The sequence below is a fragment of the Streptomyces reniochalinae genome, from assembly GCF_003323735.1.
Lineage (GTDB): Bacteria > Actinomycetota > Actinomycetes > Streptomycetales > Streptomycetaceae > Streptomyces > Streptomyces reniochalinae.
In genome coordinates, this window is sequence record NZ_QOIM01000040.1 from 395429 (window position 1) to 412939 (window position 17511).

General features: G+C 73.4%; 13 protein-coding genes and 2 pseudogenes. 7 read left to right on the forward strand and 8 right to left on the reverse strand.

Annotation, left to right across the window (positions count from 1 at the left end; all coding sequences use genetic code 11):
- Positions 1 to 197: 197 nt before the first annotated feature.
- On the forward strand, positions 198 to 2189 hold the full coding sequence (locus DQ392_RS23605; RefSeq protein WP_114017683.1) for a DUF5107 domain-containing protein: 1992 nt from the start codon (positions 198 to 200) through the stop codon (positions 2187 to 2189).
- 142 nt (positions 2190 to 2331) lie between these two features.
- Here DQ392_RS23605 and DQ392_RS23610 read toward each other — a convergent pair whose 3' ends face one another.
- Entirely contained in the window at positions 2332 to 2688 is a 357-nt protein-coding gene (locus DQ392_RS23610) for a VOC family protein (RefSeq protein ID WP_114017684.1), read from the reverse strand.
- A gap of 77 nt (positions 2689 to 2765) precedes the next feature.
- Positions 2766 to 3575, reverse strand: a complete 810-nt coding sequence (locus DQ392_RS23615; RefSeq protein ID WP_114017685.1) for a methyltransferase domain-containing protein — start codon at positions 3573 to 3575, stop codon at positions 2766 to 2768.
- A gap of 268 nt (positions 3576 to 3843) precedes the next feature.
- On the opposite strand from DQ392_RS23615, the pseudogene DQ392_RS23620 reads away from it, so the two are divergent.
- From DQ392_RS23620 to DQ392_RS23630, 3 genes and pseudogenes are all read left to right on the forward strand, one after another.
- Positions 3844 to 4629 (forward strand): annotated as a pseudogene (locus DQ392_RS23620) (SigB/SigF/SigG family RNA polymerase sigma factor); the annotation flags it as partial.
- 509 nt (positions 4630 to 5138) lie between these two features.
- The gene (locus DQ392_RS23625; protein WP_114017686.1) at positions 5139 to 6404 is read left to right on the forward strand and encodes an aminotransferase class I/II-fold pyridoxal phosphate-dependent enzyme; all 1266 of its coding nucleotides are present in this window, start codon (positions 5139 to 5141) and stop codon (positions 6402 to 6404) included.
- The gene (locus tag DQ392_RS23630) at positions 6405 to 7718 is read left to right on the forward strand and encodes an MBL fold metallo-hydrolase (RefSeq protein ID WP_245981815.1); all 1314 of its coding nucleotides are present in this window, start codon (positions 6405 to 6407) and stop codon (positions 7716 to 7718) included.
- Between the two features lie 19 nt (positions 7719 to 7737).
- Here DQ392_RS23630 and DQ392_RS23635 read toward each other — a convergent pair whose 3' ends face one another.
- The gene (locus DQ392_RS23635) at positions 7738 to 8391 is read right to left on the reverse strand and encodes a DedA family protein (protein WP_181856564.1); all 654 of its coding nucleotides are present in this window, start codon (positions 8389 to 8391) and stop codon (positions 7738 to 7740) included.
- Between the two features lie 77 nt (positions 8392 to 8468).
- Entirely contained in the window at positions 8469 to 9245 is a 777-nt protein-coding gene (locus DQ392_RS23640) for an MBL fold metallo-hydrolase (RefSeq protein ID WP_114017687.1), read from the reverse strand.
- Positions 9246 to 9524: 279 nt separating this feature from the next.
- Between DQ392_RS23640 and DQ392_RS23645 the strand changes: the two genes are divergently transcribed.
- Positions 9525 to 11591, forward strand: coding sequence for an alkaline phosphatase family protein (locus DQ392_RS23645; RefSeq protein WP_114017765.1), 2067 nt, complete (start codon positions 9525 to 9527; stop codon positions 11589 to 11591).
- 40 nt (positions 11592 to 11631) lie between these two features.
- Here the strand turns inward: DQ392_RS23645 and DQ392_RS23650 are convergent, their stop codons facing one another.
- Positions 11632 to 12705 carry a fatty acid desaturase family protein gene (locus DQ392_RS23650; protein ID WP_114017766.1) on the reverse strand — a complete coding sequence of 358 codons (1074 nt, stop codon included), beginning with the start codon at positions 12703 to 12705 and terminating at the stop codon, positions 11632 to 11634.
- 188 nt (positions 12706 to 12893) lie between these two features.
- Positions 12894 to 13205, reverse strand: coding sequence for a YrhK family protein (locus tag DQ392_RS23655; RefSeq protein ID WP_114017688.1), 312 nt, complete (start codon positions 13203 to 13205; stop codon positions 12894 to 12896).
- A gap of 120 nt (positions 13206 to 13325) precedes the next feature.
- Between DQ392_RS23655 and DQ392_RS23660 the strand changes: the two are divergent.
- Together DQ392_RS23660 and DQ392_RS23665 are read left to right on the forward strand one after the other, a co-directional pair.
- A pseudogene (locus tag DQ392_RS23660) lies at positions 13326 to 13748 on the forward strand (RrF2 family transcriptional regulator); the annotation flags it as partial.
- Positions 13749 to 14054: 306 nt separating this feature from the next.
- On the forward strand, positions 14055 to 14360 hold the full coding sequence (locus DQ392_RS23665; protein ID WP_114017689.1) for a 4a-hydroxytetrahydrobiopterin dehydratase: 306 nt from the start codon (positions 14055 to 14057) through the stop codon (positions 14358 to 14360).
- A 119-nt stretch (positions 14361 to 14479) separates the two neighbouring features.
- On the opposite strand, the gene DQ392_RS23670 is transcribed toward DQ392_RS23665, so the two are convergent.
- Both DQ392_RS23670 and DQ392_RS23675 read right to left on the reverse strand, forming a co-directional pair.
- Positions 14480 to 15316, reverse strand: coding sequence for an aldo/keto reductase (locus DQ392_RS23670; RefSeq protein WP_114017690.1), 837 nt, complete (start codon positions 15314 to 15316; stop codon positions 14480 to 14482).
- A 166-nt stretch (positions 15317 to 15482) separates the two neighbouring features.
- Positions 15483 to 17309 (reverse strand): AMP-dependent synthetase/ligase, encoded by a 1827-nt coding sequence (locus DQ392_RS23675; RefSeq protein ID WP_114017691.1) that lies wholly within the window; start codon positions 17307 to 17309, stop codon positions 15483 to 15485.
- Positions 17310 to 17511 lie beyond the last annotated feature (202 nt).

Below are 17511 nucleotides of genomic sequence, written 5' to 3' on the forward strand. Positions count from 1 at the left end.
GCGGCGGCGACTGCCCCTGCTCCGCGGCTGGAGGGCCGCGACAGCCGCCCTGTTCCGCTGCGGGAGACCAGGAGAGGAGCGGCGGAGAGGCGCGGAAAGGATCTGGCGCGGGAGGGGCCGAACGTGTTCCATGGTCATCGGGGGTCCCGGTCAGGCGGCGGCGCCCGTGGACGACGCGTGAAGAAGCGAGGTTGCCCGTGGCCACGACTGTACGACGCAGTACCAGGACCCTGCCCGTCGCGCCGCTCGGCCCGGAGAACCCGCTGCCCGCGCTGCTGCCGCTGGATGAGGCACACACCCTTCAGGAGTCCGAACGCGCCGCGCTGCCCGTCGAGATGGCTCACCAGGTCGGATACGGTCCGCTGCGCTCGGTGCTGCCTGCCCGGGTACTCGACGGTTACGGGCGGCGCCGCGAGCCTGCCCCGCTCGACACCCTCGTCCTGGAGAACGATCGCCTGCGCGCCACCGTCCTCCCGGGTCTCGGGGGGCGCGTCGCCTCCCTCTTTCACAAGCCCAGCGGCCAGGAACTCCTCTACGCCAACCCGGTGTTCCAGCCGGCCGACTTCGCCCTCAACGGTGCCTGGTACTCCGGGGGCATCGAGTGGAACATCGGTGCGACAGGCCACACGACGCTCTCCTGCGCTCCCGTGCACGCGGCGCGCGTGCCCGCGCCCGGCGGGGACGGCGCGATGGTGCGGCTGTGGGAGTGGGAGCGGCTGCGCGACACCCCGTTCCAGGTGGACCTGTGGCTGCCCGACGAGTCGGACTTCCTGTACGTGGGCGCCCGTATCCGCAATCCGCACGACCGCACCGTGCCGGTCTACTGGTGGTCGAACATCGCCGTTCCGGAGGACGAGGGCACGCGTGTCCTCGCGCCCGCGGAGGAGACGTGGTACTTCGCCTACGAGCGCCGGCTGCGCCGTATCCCCGTTCCCGAGTGGCGGGGCACGGACCTGAGCTATCCGCTGCGCAGCCGGTTCCCCGCCGACTATTTCTACGAGGTGCCCGAGGGCGCCCGCAAGTGGATCGCCTCGCTCGACGAGAAGGGGCAGGGGCTCGTCCAGACCTCCACGGACGTGCTGCGCGGCCGCAAGCTGTTCGTCTGGGGCTCGGGCCCGGGCGGCAGGCGCTGGCAGCAGTGGCTGACGGAGCCCGGCACGCCCGGATACGTCGAGATCCAGGCGGGCCTGGCACGCACCCAGCTCGAACACGTCCCGCTGGAGGCGGGCGGCGAGTTCTCCTGGCTGGAGGCCTACGGCCCGCTGGCCACCGACCCCGCCGCTGTCCACGGCGCCGACTGGGCGGCGGCGCGCGGCCACACGGAGGAGCGGCTGGAGGCCGCGCTGCCCCGCTCCCGCGTGGAGGCGGCGTACGAGGCGTGGCGGCCGTACGCCGACGCCGACCCCGAGGGGGAGCCGCTGGCGGTCGGTTCGGGGTGGGGCGCGCTGGAGGTGGAGCGCGGTGGCTTCACACTGCCCGGCACCCCTTTCGCGGCGGGGACGATGGGTGAGGACCAGCGGCCGTGGGCGGAGCTGTTGCGTACCGGCGCGCTGCCGTGCGGGCCTGCGGGCCTCCCTCCGGGGCCGACGCTCGTCGCGGCCGAGTGGCGGGAGCTGCTGGAGTCCGCGCACGCCGCAAAGGGAGCAACCGGGTACGAGTTGGACCACCACCTGGGCGTCGCGCAGTGGCACGCGGGCGACCGCTCCCAGGCGGTACGCAGCTGGGAACGCTCCCTCGGCTCCGCGCAAGGGGGCGCGCGCTGGCCGGCGTTGCGCTGCCTGGCCGTCGCCGACCAGCAGGACGGGAACACGGCTCGCGCGGCCCAGCGGAGCCTCGACGCCGTCACGGACGCGCGGAAGGGGCTGGACGCCGGCCAGGTCTCGGCGCGGGCGGCACTGAGCGCGCTCGCGCGCGAAGCGGTCGAGGCGCTGCTGGCCGCGGACCGCCCCGGCGAGGCGGCCGCCGTGCTGGACGAACTCCCCGCGGCCGAGCGCGATCGCGGGCGCTTCCGACTGCTGCGGGCCCGCGTCCTGCTGGCGCGAGGCGACACCGCCGGCGCCCGCGCCGTCTTCGACAGCGATTTCGAGGTGGAGGACCTGCGCGAGGGCGAGGAGGTGCTGAGCGACACCTGGGCGGCGCTGACGGACGAACCCCTGCCGCACCGCTACGACTTCCGCATGCGGCCGTAAGCCGTAGCCTCGCACAGCCGCTGCCGGCAGCCCGGCTGCCGGCAACTCCGCGGCCCCCGGCTGCCGGCAGCCCCGCGGCCCTCGGGCGGGGCTGCGGGGGCGGCTCGCGACCGCCGCGTGCGTCACACGTCGGGAAGGAACCTCACTGCGGGGCGTCCTTCCTGTCCATGTACTCGAAGACGCTGCCGTCCGGGTGGCGGGCCACCAGGCTGCGGCCGATGGGTGTGGACTTGGGGCCGGCGATGATCTGGGCTCCCACGGTGTGCAGGTCGGCCAGCGCGTCGTCGACGTCCTTCACGGCGAGCGTGGCCTTGATCTTGCTGAGCACCTCCAGGTGCCCTTCGGGGCCGCTCATCAGGAAGAACGGGCCCACGGCGGCGACCTCCACCGAGCCGTTCTCGAAGCGCGCCGCCTCGGCACCCGCCAGCCGCTCGTACACCGGTACCGCGGCGTCCAGATCGTCGACGCAGATACGCAGCGAGGTCCCCAGAATATCCATGGCCCTACCCTAGGACGGGCCGCAGGCTGTGCCGAACCCCGGCGAGGGGTGGGGAGTTGCCCGCAGGCGGTTCCGGTTCACACGTGGCAGAGGATTTCGCCGTGGACGACGGTGAACCAGCCGTCCTCTTCCGCGCCCCAGGCCCGCCACGCCTCGGCGGCGCGGTGCAGATCCCGGCGGGTGGCCAGGCCGGACTCGACCGCGACGGCCGCGTATCCGGAGTCCACCGTGCGGTCCGCCCACAGCCCGCTCCACCAGGCGCGTTCCTCCGGTGAGACGAAGCACCAGGTGCCGGTGGTGATCTCGACGTCGGTGAAGCCGGCCTGGCGTGCCCACGCGTGCAGCCGGCGTCCGGCGTCGGGTTCGCCGCCGTTGGCCCGGGCGACGTTCCGGTAGAGGTCCAGCCACTCGTCCATGCCGGGCACCTGCGGGTACCAGAACATTCCGCCGTAGTCGGCGTCGCGGGCGGCGACCACTCCGCCGGGCGCGCACACCCGGCGCATCTCGCGCAGCGCGGTGACGGGGTCGCCGACGTGCTGGAGGGTCTGGTGCGCGTGGACCACGTCGAAGCTGTCGTCGGGGAAGTGGAGGGCGTGGACGTCACCGGTCGTGAACCGCGTGTTGGCCACCCCGCGTTCCGCCGCCGTTCGACGCGCCTGGGCCAGTACGCCCTCGGCCGCGTCGAGTCCGGTGACCGTGCCCTGTGGCACCAGGGCGGCGAAGTCGGCCGTGATGGTGCCGGGCCCGCAGCCGATGTCCAGGACGCGGTGGTCCGGGCGCAGCGCGCCGAGCAGGTAGGCGGCGGAGTTGTCGGCGGTGCGCCAGCGGTGGGAGCGCAGGACGGACTCGTGGTGGCCGTGGGTGTACACGGCGGTCTCGTGTGCCATGCGGGCACCCTAACGAGTCGTCTTGCCATGTGAGCAACTATCGCCCACATAGTGGACATGTAGGAGGGGCTGCCACGCGCCCCGGCGAACGGCCCGGCACCCGGCTGGTTTGCCGCCCGCTTCGCCGGGCACCCGGCCGCCCGTGCTTCGGAAAGAAGGCACACCCGCGGGTAAGACGCGCGCGCCCCAGGGCCGTTCGCCCGCCCCGCCGGTGCCCTCGCTCCCGCGGTGTCTGTCCGACGACGTGACCGGTAGGGGAGCACAGCCGATGACCCTTCGTACGCAGCGCTCGAGGCACCCGCACGACGACGCGCCCGACACCTCGGCCGAGTTCCGACGCATCGCCGCACTGCCTGACGGGCCCGAGAAGGAAGAGCTGCGCCGGCGTGTGGTGCGGGCCTGGATGCCGATGGCCGAACGGCTGGCCCGGCACTTCCGCAACCGGGGTGAGGCGCTGGAAGACCTCCAGCAGGTCGCCGCGCTCGGACTGGTCAAGGCCGTCGCCCGGTACGACGTCTCGCGCGGCTGCGCGTTCGAGAGCTTCGCCGTGCCGACCATCGTCGGCGAGGTCAAGCGGCACTTCCGCGACCACCTGTGGGGGCTGCACGTGCCCCGGCGCGTGCAGGAGCTGCGCAACCGGGTCCGCACCAGCCGGCGTGAGCTCAGCCACTCGCTCGACGGCCGCACCCCTTCCGTACGGCGGATCGCCGAACACGCCGGACTGCGCGAGGAGGACGTGCTGCTCGGCATGGAGGCGATGGAGAGCTACAGCACGCTGTCACTGGACGCGCAACTTCCCGGCGCGGACGACGGGTACTCCCTCGTCGACACCCTCGGCAGCTGCGAACCCGGCTTCGACCAGGTCGTCTACCGCGAGGCGGTCAAACCGCGGCTGCGACGGCTGCCGGAGCGCGAGCGGCGCATCCTCTACCTGCGCTTCTTCTGCGACATGACGCAGAGCCGGATCGCCGAACAGCTCGGTATCTCGCAGATGCACGTCTCCCGCCTGATCAGCAGCACGTGCAGCCGCATCCACCACGAGGTGGAGGCCGACCGGCGCCTCGGACGCGGGGTGTCGGGCGCGGCGGCGCCCGACACCCGGGGGCGGGAAGTCCCCGAGACCCACGACGTCCGGGAGGCCCAGGGGATCGAGGAGGCCGAGGAGTCCGCCACCTCGGAGTCGGAGGTGCGGGTGACGGGGCGGGCCCCGGGGGCCGAGCCTGTGCGCTGCGGCGCCCGCGAGGGCGATGGGCGGCGTACGGCCCCGCGCGGGTACGACGCCGGTCGCCGTACGAACACCGACGCCAACACCAACACCAACACCAACACCGACGGCAGGCGGAAGCATCGGCAGGGCTCCGGGGCGGGCGGGCACGCCCGACGCCCGCACGCCCCCGTACCGGCCACGGCCCGCGGCTGACAGCCCTGTCCCGGAAGGGACGTGCGGCCCTCTGCCGAGGGGCCGTGCTCCGGCACGGTGCTTCGTGTCGGCGATGCCGGTGTCACCGCCGTCTGCGAAGGTGTACACAAGAGGGTTGTCTGATCTACGGGTAGGCGGCACATATGCGGCGCACCGGCCAGGGGAGCGGAGGGGGCGCGGGCCCGCGTCCCCTCACCGGCCCGGCCGCCGTGCGGGGATCCGCGAGCGGGTACTGGCGGCGGCGCGGCCTGCCGACCGAACCCGCGCAGGTGGCCGTGGCCCCCGCGGCGCCGCTGCTGCTGCTCGCCGTCCTGGCCGCCGCGGGCAGACGGGAGCGGCAAGGTGCGGCGGGCGTGCTCCTGCCGCACCCGTGCGCGTCCTGGTACGCGCCGCAGGCGCACCTGCTGGGGCAGCCCGTGCGCACGGTGCCGGTGCCCGCCGAGTGCGGCGGTGTGCCAGACCCCTTCGCGCTGCTGGAGACGGTGCGCAGGGCGCGCGCTGACGGGGAGGCGCCGCACGCGCTGGTGCTCTCCGTCGCCGACGACGTCACGGGCACGGCCGCGCCACCCGAACTGCTGCATGAGGTGTGCGAGGCGGCCGTCGCCGAAAACCTGCTGCTCGTCAGCGACGAGACGTGGCGCGACACCTCGCACGCCCCGGACGACACCGTCGTGGTCAGTCCGGCCCAGATGCTCGCGGAGGCGGGCCGTCCCGAGCAGGTGGTGGTGCTCACCGACCTCGGCGCCGCGCTGCCGCAGCCCGGCCTGTGCGCGGGCGTCGCCCGGTTCTCCGCCACGCGCGGCGGCGCGCTGCTCGGCGAACAGGTGCACGAGGTGCTGGGCCTGCTCGGCTCGGGGCTGTCGGAACGGTCGGCCGAGGCGGCCGAGGCGGCGCTGTCCGAACCGGCCCAGATGTGCTCCCGACGGGACGCCGACGCGCGTCGGAACGGCCGGCTGGCCGGGATGCTCCACGGGGCGGTCACCGAAGCCGGAGCGACCTGCCGCCCGCCCCGCGTGGGCCGGCACGTCTATGCCGACCTGGACCAGCTCAGGGCACGGCTCGCCGCGCGCGGCATCACCGACGCGCCGCGCCTGGAGGCGGAGCTGGTGCGCCGTCTGGGGCCGTACGCGGAGGGCGGGCACCGCTTCGGCGACGATCCGCGCGAGCTGCGGGTGCGGCTGTCGACGGAGGCGCTCGGCGGCGCACCGCCCGGCCCTTCCGCCGCCGTCGCCCCCGGCGTGCCGACCGTCTCCTCCACCGCGGCGGGGCCTGCCGACGCCGGGCCGGTTCCCGGGGCACGGCAGCGCGGTCCCACCGGGCCGGCGCAGGGGGAATTGCCGGGCGAGGCCGAGGCGTTGGCACAGGTGCAGTCGGTGCTGGCCGACCTCACGGATGGGAGCCCTCACTAGATGACCGATCGGACCGGGCAGCGTTCCGAGCGCTCTTCCGCCGCCTCCCCGTCGGGCGAGAACCCGGCACGGGAAGGGGCCGCCCCCTCCGGCACCCCGTCGGCCGATCCGCTGCCGGACAGCCTGTCGCCTGCGGGCGCGTTGCCGGACAGCCCGTCACCGGATGGCGAACTGCCGGTCAGCCCGTCTGCGGACAGTTCCCCGCCGGGTGGTGAGCCGCCCGCTGAACCGTCGGAAAGACCCGCGTCGGCCTGTGGCGCCGCCCGCCACGGGCCGACCGACGTGCTTTTGCGGCCGCCGCCGCCCGCCGTGTCCCCGCCGCGCCCCGTGGGGGCGCTGCGGATGTGGCCGCGCTCCTTCGCCGACCGGCTGACCTCGCCGCTGCCCGGCGTCCGCGCGCTGGCACGGCTGGCCCGGGAGGGCGCGATGCGGCCGGTCTCCTCCGCGCTGGCCGAGGAGATCCCCAAGCTGCCCTTCGCGCCGGGCCCGATGCCGGACGTGGGGCCCGACACCGTCGCCGTCACCTGGGCGGGGCACGCCAGCTGGGTGGTGCGCATCGGTGGTCTGACGGTGCTGACCGACCCGGTCTGGTCGCGGAAGATCCTGGGTACGCCCGCCCGGGTCACCCCGGTGGGCGTGGCCTGGCAGGACCTGCCGACGGTGGACGCGGTCGTCATCTCGCACAACCACTACGACCACCTCGACGCGCCCACGCTGCGCAGGCTGCCGCGCGACACGCCTCTCTTCGTCCCCGCGGGGCTGGGCGGCTGGTGCCGCAAGCGCGGCTTCACCACCGTCACCGAGCTCGACTGGTGGGAGGGCGCCGAGCTGCCGTCCCCCGCGGGGCAGGCGGGCGGCGGCAGGGTCCGCTTCGACTTCGTGCCCGCGCACCACTGGTCCAAGCGCTCCCTGACCGACACCTGCCGCTCGCTGTGGGGCGGCTGGGTGCTGACCGACCGGCACAAGCAGCGGGTGTACTTCGCGGGTGACACCGGGTACGGGCACTGGTTCGGTGAGATCGGCCGCCGCTACCCGGGTATCGACCTGGCGCTGCTGCCGATCGGCGCCTACGACCCGCGCTGGATGCTGCGTCCGGTGCACACGGACCCGGAGGAGGCGGTGCGCGCCTGCCAGGATCTGGGGGCGCGCCGGATGGCGCCGATGCACTGGTCGACGTTCCTGCTCTCTCAGGAGCCCCCGCTGGAGCCGCTCACCCGGGTACGGGCGGCCTGGCGCAAGGCGGAACTGCCGCGCGAGGACCTGTGGGACCTGCCGGTGGGCGCCTCCCGCGTCCTGGAGCCCGCGCACCCCTGACCCCGGGCCCGGCGGCGCGTCACTGCTCCGATGCGCGCGGCCGCCGCACCCGGCGCCACAGTGAGGGGGCGACGCTGACGAGCAGTGTCAAGGCGACGGCGGCCGCCACGCCTTCCCAGGGGCGGGGGAAGAGCGAGCCGCCCGCCACTCCGATGAGCTGGTAGACCGCCGACCAGGCCAGACAGGCCAGTACGTCGCCGCGAGCGAACTCCCGCATGCGCATGCGCGCCAGCAGGCAGGCGAGCATCACGGGGATGCGTCCGGCGGGCACCAGCCGGGAGACGACGAGCACGGCGACTCCGTGTTCGCGCAGTTTCCGGTCCGCCTGGGCCAGCCGTTCCGGTGCGGCCCGCTCGCGCAGTGCCGAAAGCCAGCGGGAGCCGTTCTTGGAGCCGACGCCCCGTTTGCCCAGCCAGTAGAGGCCGAGATCGCCCAGGAAGGCGGCGAGCGAGGAGATGCCGAAGACGGTCAGCAGCGCGAACACCGGCAGGCTCTGGTGGAGCGCCACCACCGCCGCTCCGCTGACCAGCGCGCCGGTCGGTACGACGGGCACCAGCGAGCCGAGGACGATCAGCAGGAACAGCGAGGGGTAGCCCAGGGCCTGCTGGGTGGCCTCCGGGGGCCTGACCACCGCGTCGGAGAGGGTCTCGGCGACCGTCGCCAGCCCGCCCAGACCCGAGCCGAGGTCCGTCGTCACGCGCGGACTCAGGTCTGTCAGTCCCGCGCTCAGTCCTTCGGTGAGCGCACCGTTCACCTGTCCGCCTCCAGCCGCACGCACTCGCCGTGTCCCAGCAGGTGCACCGTGACGTCGGGCGCGGGGTGGGTGGCCAGCCGTTTGAACTCGAGGCCGGGGGAGTGGAACTCGTGCGGCCTGACCGCGTCCATGCCGACCGGCCAGTAGGTGCCGAAGTGCACCGGTACCGCGCTGCGCGGCCGCAGCCGCGCCAGGGCCTCGGCCGCCCGGCCCGCGTCCAGATGGTCCGCGCCCAGGAACGGGCCCCAGCCGCCGACGGGCAGCAGCGCCGTGTCGACCGGGCCGACGGCCTGCGCCATGCCCTCGAACAGCCCGGTGTCCCCGGCGAAGTAGGTGCGCTCCTCGCCCTCGATGACGTACCCCAGCGCGGGGACGGCGTGCCGTCCCACCGGCAGCCGGCGGCCGTCGTGCGAGGCGGGTACGGCTCGTACGGTCACGGGTCCCGCCTCCACCGTCTGGCCCGGCGCCACCTCGGTCAGCTCCAGCCGCCGCGCCACCCGCCGCAGCCCCGGCACGGCGCGCCTCGCGCCGAGCGGCAGCACGACGCGGGTGCCCTCGGCCAGCCTGGCGAGCGATCCGAGGTGCAGGTGGTCGGCGTGCAGGTGCGAGATGAGCACCAGGTCGGCATGCGCGGCCTGAGGCGGTGGCAGCGCGCCCCGCCTGCGGCGCAGATGAGCGAGGCGGTGCACCAGCAGGGGATCGGTGAGCACCGTGATGCCCGAGTCCCGCACGGTGGCCGTGGCGTGTCCCCACCAGGTGACTTCGACCGGCACGTGCGCTCCTCCTCCCGCTCGCTGCTCCGTCCTGCTCACGGTCCCCGTCGCCGGGTGTCCGATGGATACGAGCCTAAGCGTGCGACGGTGCGGACCGGGCGCCGCCTCCGCTTCGAAGGGCGATCCGGGCGTCGTACCGGACTGTGCAAAAGTGGAGGATGTCCCAACAGGGGAGGATGTCCCCTCGGACGGGTGGGAGGTGACCTGACGGACGTGCGCGTTCCCCGGATTCCGTGGCACAGGCTGGGCGTGGCGGCGTTGCGCGTCACAGCGGTCTGGATGGCCGGCACGCTGACCATGCTCGTCCTGGCGGGTGTGCTGCCCGACTTCCGCCTCCAGTCCGCCAGCGGAGACAGCGCCACCGTGATCGGTGTCACGGCGGCAGCGGGTGCCGGCGCCTTCGGGCTGCTGAGCGCTCTGGTGTGGCCGCTGCTGGTGCGCGCCTTCCTGCTCGTGCCCGCGCTCGTCCTGGGGCTGCTCGTCTTCTTCCTGAACGGGTCGCTGCTGTGGCTGGCGCTCTCCCTGGTCCCGTACGGCCGCGGCAGCACCGATCCGACGATGGCCGTGGTCGTGGCCGCGGCCATGTCGGCGGCGTCCTCGGCGACCAACGCGTTCTTGGCGGTACGGGACGATCGCGCCTACCGCCGCAGGCTGGCGCGGATAGCAGTCCGCCGGCAGCGCAGGGAGGGCCGCGAGGGCAGGGCCGAGCCGCCCACCACACCCGGCACGGTCTTCCTCCAGCTCGACGGCCTGGGGTACGAGGTGCTCAAGGAGGCACTGGAGGCGCCCGAGGGCGGGGAGCCGCTGATGCCCGCCGTGGCCGCGCTGTACGGGCGTACCCACAGGATCACCCGCTGGCGCACCGACTGGTCCAGTCAGACCGGCGCCAGCCAGCTGGGCATCCTGCACGGCAGCAACCAGGACGTCCCCGCCTTCCGCTGGTACGAGAAGGAGACCGGTGAGGTCGTCGTCAGCAACCGGCCCACCAGCGCGGCCGAGCTCCAGCGCCGCGCCATGGAGCGCACGGGGGACAAGGGGCTCCTCGCCCAGGACGGCGCCAGCCGGGGCAATCTGTTCACCGGCGGCGCCCGCCAGGTGGCACTGGTGCTCTCCGTCGCGGCGCGCCGCGGCAAGGAGACCCGCTCCCGTGCCGGGTACTTCGCCTACTTCTCCGATCCCGCCAACGCCACCCGCACCGCCGTCTCGTTCGTGGCCGAGGTCGTGCGCGAGATGGTGCAGTCCACGCGGGCGCTGCTGCGCCGTGAGCGCCCCCGGGTGGGGCGCGGCGGGCTGTACCCGTTCATCCGGGCCTTCGCCACCGTCGTCGAGCGGGACGTGGTGGTGGCCGCAGTGCTGGGGGACATGCTCAGCTGCCGCACCGCCGTCTACGCCGACCTCGTCGGCTACGACGAGGTCGCCCACCACTCCGGGCCGCGCGGCCGGGACACCCGGCAGGTGCTGCGCCGCCTCGACAGATCGGTCCAGCTGATCGCCAAGGTCGCCGCGCGCGCCCCGCGCCCCTACCGTCTGGTGCTGCTCTCCGACCATGGGCAAAGCTTCGGCGAGACGTTCGAGGAGGCGTACGGGCTGTCGCTGGAAGAGCTCGTGCGTGCCGGCAGCGGACTTCAGGTGCCCCGGCGTGCCGGCCGGACGGCCAGCGGCTCCGAGGCCCGCGCCGCGGCGCGCGCGGCACTGCGGCGGCCGGAGGAGTGCGGCCAGGAAGTCCCGCGCAAACCGGACCGCGACCGGGGGCCTGTGGTGCTGGCCTCCGGCAACCTGGGGCTGATCTCGTTTCCCGACGTGCCGGGGCGACTGACCCGGGAACGGATCCAGGAGCTGCGGCCCGCGCTGCTGCCGACGCTGACCGAGCACCAGGGGATCGGTTTCGTGCTGGTGCGCAGCGCCCGGCACGGCCCCGTCGTACTGGGCGCGGGCGGCTGCGAACGCCGGCTGCTGACCGGCGAGGTGGTCGGTCCGCGCGACCCGCTGGCGCCGTTCGGACCCGGTGCGGCCCAGGCGGTACTGCGGACGGCCCAGTTCCCGCACGCGCCCGACATCATGGTCAACTCGGCGTTCGACCCGGCGACGGGCGCGGTGCACGCCTTCGAGGAGCAGGTCGGCTCGCACGGTGGGCTGGGCGGCGAGCAGAGCCACGCCTTCCTCCTCTCTCCGCTGGAGCTGTCTCCCCCCGTCGAACCGGGGGAGGAGCTGGTGGGGGCCCAGGCGGTCCACCGGGTGCTGCGTCGCTGGCTGACCGAGTCCGCCGAGCCCCGTCCCGTGCCGGGCCCGGCACCCCTCGCTACGCCGGGGCCTGCGAAGAACCAGCCGCTCTCCCCGGCGCCCTGACCCCGCCCACCGGCCGCGTGCCGTGCCGTGACGCGGTGGCTCACGCGTGGTCGCGGTCGCGGATCGGGGCGCCCACATCCCGCAGGTGGCGCAGTGCTTCGCGCCAGGACGCCAGCAGCCCCGTCTCGTGGTAGGCGATGCCCAGCTCGGCACAGTAGTCCCGGACCAGGGGCCGCGCCTTGCGCAGGTGCGGCGTCGGCATGCTGGGGAAGAGGTGGTGCTCGATCTGGTAGTTGAGCCCGCCGAGCGCGACGTCGGTGAGCAGTCCGCCGCGCACGTTGCGGGAGGTGAGGACCTGGCGGCGCAGGAAGTCGGGCCGCTCGTCGCCCTTGAGGGTGGGCATGCCCTTGTGGTTGGGCGCGAAGATGCTGCCCAGGTAGACGCCGAAGACGGCGTGGTGGACGAAGAGCACCGCCACGGCCATGCCGGCGGGCAGCGCGGTGAAGAGCGCTGCCAGGTAGCCGGCCGTGTGCACGAGGAGCAGTCCGCCTTCGAGCCACCGGCGCTTCATGTGCGGCCGGCGCAGTGCCCGGAAGCTGGAGACGTGGAGGTTGAAGCCTTCGAGTGTCAGCAGGGGGAAGAAGAGCGCGGCCTGGTGCCGTCCGATGAAGCGGGGGAGCCCGCGCGCTTCGCTCGCCTGCTCCCGCGACCAGACGAGGATGTCGGGTGCCACGTCGGGGTCGAGGTCCTCGTGGTTGGGGTTGGCGTGGTGGCGGGTGTGCTTGTTCATCCACCAGCCGTAGGACATGCCGATGCCCAGGTTGCCGACCGCGCGGCCGAAGGTCTCGCTGGCGCGGCGGCCGCGGAAGACCTGCCGGTGTGCGAGGTCGTGGGCGACCAGCGCCAGCTGTCCGTAGACCAGGCCGAGGTATCCGGCGACCGCGAGCTGCCACCAGGAGGTGCCCACGGTGAACAGGGCGACCCAGCCCGCCACGAACGCCGCGGCGACCAGGGTGAGGCGCACGGTGTAGTAGAGCGGCCTGCGGGCCATCAGACCCGCGGCGGAGATCCGGTCGGCGAGCCGGGAGAAGTCGCTTCCCTGGCGGGCCTCACGGGCAGCCGCTGTGGCGCCGGCGGCGGGGCGTGGGCGGGCCGTGTCGGTCGCTGTCGTCATGCCCTCGAGCCTTCCGGCCGTGCCGGTGGGCTGACAGCCGCGCAGCACGCCTCTCCCGCCGGGGGCCTGGCCTCCAGCCCTGGTGTAGCTAGCTACACCAGGGCTCAGGGGCATCCCGGATGCCCGCTTTCGGGGAGGTCCCGTAGGGGGTCAGCGGGTCCGGCGGGGCCCGGGTGGCAGGCCCCTGGTCAGTAGTCCTGGTCGGAGGCGGTCAGCGCGGCGGCGGCGGTGCCGCCGCCGCGCAGCCGCTGGAGGTGGAGCTGCCGGGTGAGCCGGATCGCGGGTCTGATCATCAGCTCGACGCTGCCGAGGACGAAGCACCAGGTTCCGGTGTGCGTCCACGCGGGGGAGAAGAACATGATGCTGCCGATCAGGAACCAGACGGCGATCAGGGCGTCGTTGGCGACGCTGGCCGCCTCGTAGCGCTGCCGGACGACGAGTTCCGCGTGGCCGATGTGCAGGGTGAGGCTGGCTGCCCGGTGGGGCGGTTTCTGGGGCACGGGATCAGACGCTAGTGGAGGCGGGCGGTGCGGGCGTGGTGCGACGAGCCGATCCGGTGGCGGGGTGTCAAGCGGGCACAGAATTCGCACGGCAGATTCACATTTAATTAGGGTGCTGTCATGCGGTTGGCGAAGTCGACGGATCTGGCACTGCGTGTGGTGATGCGGCTGGCGGTGGCGGGGGAGGAGCTGTGTGTCGCCCGGCAGGTCGCCGACGACATGGCCGTCCCCTACAGCCACCTCGCGAAGGTGGTGAACCGTCTCCAGCGGCTCGGCGTGGTGGAGACCTGGCGTGGCCGGGGTGGCGGCCTCGCGCTCACGGGGGCCGGGCGGACCGCGTCGGTGGGCTGGCTCGCGCGCGAGTTCGAGGGCGCGGGCGACGTGGTGGAGTGCGAGGGGAACGACCCGTGCCCGCTGCACCGGGCCTGCCGGCTGCGCTCGGCTCTCCGCTCCGCACAGGAGGCATTCTTCGCCACTCTCGATCCGCTGACCGTCTCCGACCTCGTCAAGTCGCCCACAGGGCCTGTCCTGCTGGGCACGGTGGCCGACGGGCACGCCCACACCTGGTACACCGACCGCGACGGCCGCATGGATCCGGCCGAGGTGACCCTCCCGGCCGGTCTGCGCGCTTACCTGTGCGGTCCGCTCCCCTTCATGCGCGCCCTGCGTGCCCAACTGCTGGACGGCGGCGTCGCGGCGGACCGCGTCCACTACGAGGTCTTCGGGCCCGACATGTGGCCGGCCGGCTGACGGACCCCGGCCGGCGCCCGCGGGGCCCGACGGTGACCGCCGCCGCGTGGCAGGCTGACTCCCGTAGAGGTAAGCACCGTTCGGAAGGAAGGGCATCCTATGGCGCCGCAGCCGCTGACCCCCGAGGAGACCGAGCAGGCGCTGGCCGGTCTGCCGCACTGGACGACCGACGGCGACAGCGTCTCCCGCTCCTACACGCTGGCGGGCCACCTGCCGGCCGCGGCGATGGCCCTGCACGTCGCCGCCGTCCAGGAAGAGCTCAACCACCACTCCGAGCTGACGCTCGGCTACAACTCGCTGTCCGTCACGGTCAACACGCACAGCGTCGGCGGGAAGATCACCGAGCTGGACGTGGCGCTGGCCCGGCGTATCGAGGAGCTCGCTCCGGGACACGGCGCGAACTGACGGCCGAAGACGGCCCCGCGGCGCCGTGCCCCCGCACACCACGCGCCCTGTGCCACCCCTCGGGGCGGCACAGGGCGCATGAGGTGCGGCGCGGACGTGGCCGCGCCGTGGACCGCGGGTCAGCCCCTCCAGTTCATGGAGTCCGGGTCGGGGCCCAGCCGCGTGTCGGTGTTGAGGGCGGCGATCTCGGCCATGTCCTCGCTGGTGAGCTCGAAGTCGAACAGATCGAAGTTCTCCCGCACCCGCGAGGGGGTGACCGACTTGGGGATCACCACGTTGCCCAGTTGCAGGTGCCAGCGGAGCACCACCTGGGCGACGGTCTTGCCGTGCTTGCCCGCGATCCCCGTCAGCGTCGGGTCGTCGAGCAGGTCACCGCCCTGGCCGAGCGGGGACCAGGCCTCGGTGGCGATGCCGTGGTCGGTGTGGTAGGCGCGGGGCACCGACTGCTGGAGCCGCGGGTGCAGCTCGATCTGGTTGACGGCCGGAACGGTGCCGCCGAGCTCGATCAGCCGGTTGAGGTGGGCCGGCTGGAAGTTCGAGACGCCGATCGCGCGGGCGCGCCCCTCGGCGTAGATCTTCTCGAACGCGCGCCAGGTGTCCGCGTACTCGTCGACCTCGGGCATCGGCCAGTGGATGAGATAGAGGTCCACGGCGTCGAGGCCGAGCTTGGCCAGCGAGGCGTCGAAGGCGCGCAGGGTCGAGTCGTAGCCCTGCTCGGAGTTCCACAGCTTGGTGGTGACGAACAGCTCGTCGCGCGGCAGACCCGAGGCGGCGAGGGCGCGGCCCACGCCTTCCTCGTTCTCGTACGCCGCGGCGGTGTCGATGCTGCGGTAGCCGGACTCCAGCGCCGTGGTCACCGCCGTGGCCGCCTCGTCGGCCGGCACCTGCCAGACGCCGAAGCCGAGCTGCGGCATCTCGACGCCGTTGTTGAGCGTGGTGGTGGGAACGTTGCTCACGCGAGGGGTCCTTACGTTCGTTTCGGGTTCTCTTGCTGCTTGCCCCCCAGGTGAACGCCCGGTGCCCGGCTTCTGTTCCCTCCCGGTTCCTCCCCTGCACCCGGCGCTCGCCCCCGGGGTACCCAGGGATCCGGGCGGCATCAGCCCGGTGCCCCGCTCCGGGCCGTCAGCCCCGGTACAGGGCCTCTATCTCGGCGGCGTAGGCCGTCTCGATCGCGCCCCGCTTCAGCTTCATCGACGGCGTCAGCAGCCCGTCCTCCTCCGCGAAGGGCCGGGCCAGTATCCGGAAGGTGCGGATGGACTCCGCCTGCGAGACCTGGGTGTTCGCCGCGACGACCGCCCGCCGCATCTCCCGCTCCAGATCCTCGTCCCGCAGCAGCTCGGCGGGGTCCAGACCGGGTTTGTCCCGCATCGCCAGCCAGTGCTGCACCGCCTCCTCGTCGAGGGTGAGCAGCGCGGACACGTACGGCCTGTCGTTGCCCAGCACGATGCACTGACCGACCAGCGGATGCTCCCGCACCCGCTCCTCCAGCGGTCCAGGGGAGACGCTCTTGCCGCCGGAGGTCACCAGGATCTCCTTCTTGCGGCCGGTGATCGTCAGGTAGCCCCGGTCGTCCAGGGAGCCCAGGTCGCCGGTGGCCATCCAGCCGCCGCGCAGGGAGTTGTGGGTGGCGTGCGGGTTGTTGAGGTAGCCGCCGAAGACCTGCCCGCCGTGCAGCAGGATCTCACCGTCGTCGGCGATCCGCACGGTGGTGCCGGGGATCGGCTGTCCCACCGTGCCGAAGCGGGGGCGCTCGGGCGGGTTGGCGACGGCGGCGGCCGTTGTCTCGGTCAGCCCGTACCCTTCGAAGATCCGCATGCCCGCGCCGTCGAAGAACAGCCCCAGCCGCCGTTCCATGGCCGAGCCGCCCGACATCGCGTACCGGCAGCGGCCGCCCATCGCCTCCCGCAGCTTGGTGTAGACGAGCCGGTCGTAGAGCTGGTGCTGCATGCGCAGCGAGGCACCGGGTCCAGGGCCGCTGCCGAACGCCTTGTGTTCGAGCGCCTCCGCGTAGCGGACCGCCACGTCCACGGCCTTCTCGAAGGGGCCCAGCTTGCCGTCGGCCTCGGCCTTGCGGCGGACGCTCTGGAAGATCTTCTCGAACAGGTGCGGTACCGCCTGGATGAAGGTGGGGCGGAAGGCCCGCAGGTCGGGCAGGAGCGCCTTGGCCGTCATCTCCGGCTGGTGCCCCAGCTTGATCCCGCCGCGCACCGCGGCGACCTCCACCATCCGTCCGAAGACGTGGGTCAGCGGCAGGAACAGCAGCAGGGAGCCCTGTTCCCCCTGCTTGGCGCCGAAGACCTGGTCGTAGCGGGCGACGATGTTGTCGGCCTCGGCCATGAAGTTGGCGTGCGTGAGCACACAGCCCTTGGGGCGCCCTGTGGTGCCGGAGGTGTAGATGACGGTGGCGGCGGTGTCCGGGGTCAGCGCCAGCCGGTGCCGGTGGACCACCTCGTCGTCCAGGTGCGCGCCGGCGGCGACGATCTCCTCCATGGCGGCGGCGTCCAGCTGCCACAGCTTCTTCAGCCGCGGCAGCCCGTCGACGACCGAGCCGATGGTCATCGCGTGGTCCTCGTGCTCGACCACCGCCGCCGACACCTCGGCGTCGTGCAGCATCCAGGCGACCTGCTCGGCCGAGGAGGTGGGGTAGACGGGGACGGGCTGGGCGCCGATCGACCACAGCGCGAAGTCCAGCAGCGTCCACTCGTAGCGCGTACGGGACATCAGCGCGACGCGGTCCCCGAACCGGACGCCCTGGGCCAGCAGGCCCTTCGCCACCGCGACGACCTCGTCGCGGAAGTGGGCCGCGGTCACCTCCTGCCACTGGCCTTGCGGGTCCTTGCGGGCCAGCAACGGCAGGGCCGGACGCTCGTCGGCGTGCGCGAAGACGGCGTCGGCCAGCCCGCCCACCTGGGGCTCCGTCGCCAACGCGTCAACGGTGAACTCGCGCAAAGACTCTGCTCCTCGACTGCACAGCGCCACATGGGGCGGTGCGAGTGACCGTATCCGATCGGGCACCATGATCGGCAGGGAGTCCCCGCAGGTCAGTCGGTCAATTGAGGACAGTTCGACGGCGGGTGAGGGGATCGCCGCCAAGTCGTCGCCCGACCCGCCGGGTTTCTGCACCGAACCTTCGCGAGGCTTCGCAAATCTT

Coding starts and splice junctions, on each gene's coding strand:
- DQ392_RS23610 (WP_114017684.1), bottom strand. CDS start 2,688: ATGGATATTCTGGGGACCTCGCTGCGTATCTGCGTCGACGATCTGGAC.
- DQ392_RS23615 (WP_114017685.1), bottom strand. CDS start 3,575: ATGGCACACGAGACCGCCGTGTACACCCACGGCCACCACGAGTCCGTC.
- DQ392_RS23625 (WP_114017686.1), top strand. CDS start 5,139: ATGCGGCGCACCGGCCAGGGGAGCGGAGGGGGCGCGGGCCCGCGTCCC.
- DQ392_RS23630 (WP_245981815.1), top strand. CDS start 6,405: ATGACCGATCGGACCGGGCAGCGTTCCGAGCGCTCTTCCGCCGCCTCC.
- DQ392_RS23645 (WP_114017765.1), top strand. CDS start 9,525: ATGGCCGGCACGCTGACCATGCTCGTCCTGGCGGGTGTGCTGCCCGAC.
- DQ392_RS23650 (WP_114017766.1), bottom strand. CDS start 12,705: ATGACGACAGCGACCGACACGGCCCGCCCACGCCCCGCCGCCGGCGCC.
- DQ392_RS23665 (WP_114017689.1), top strand. CDS start 14,055: ATGGCGCCGCAGCCGCTGACCCCCGAGGAGACCGAGCAGGCGCTGGCC.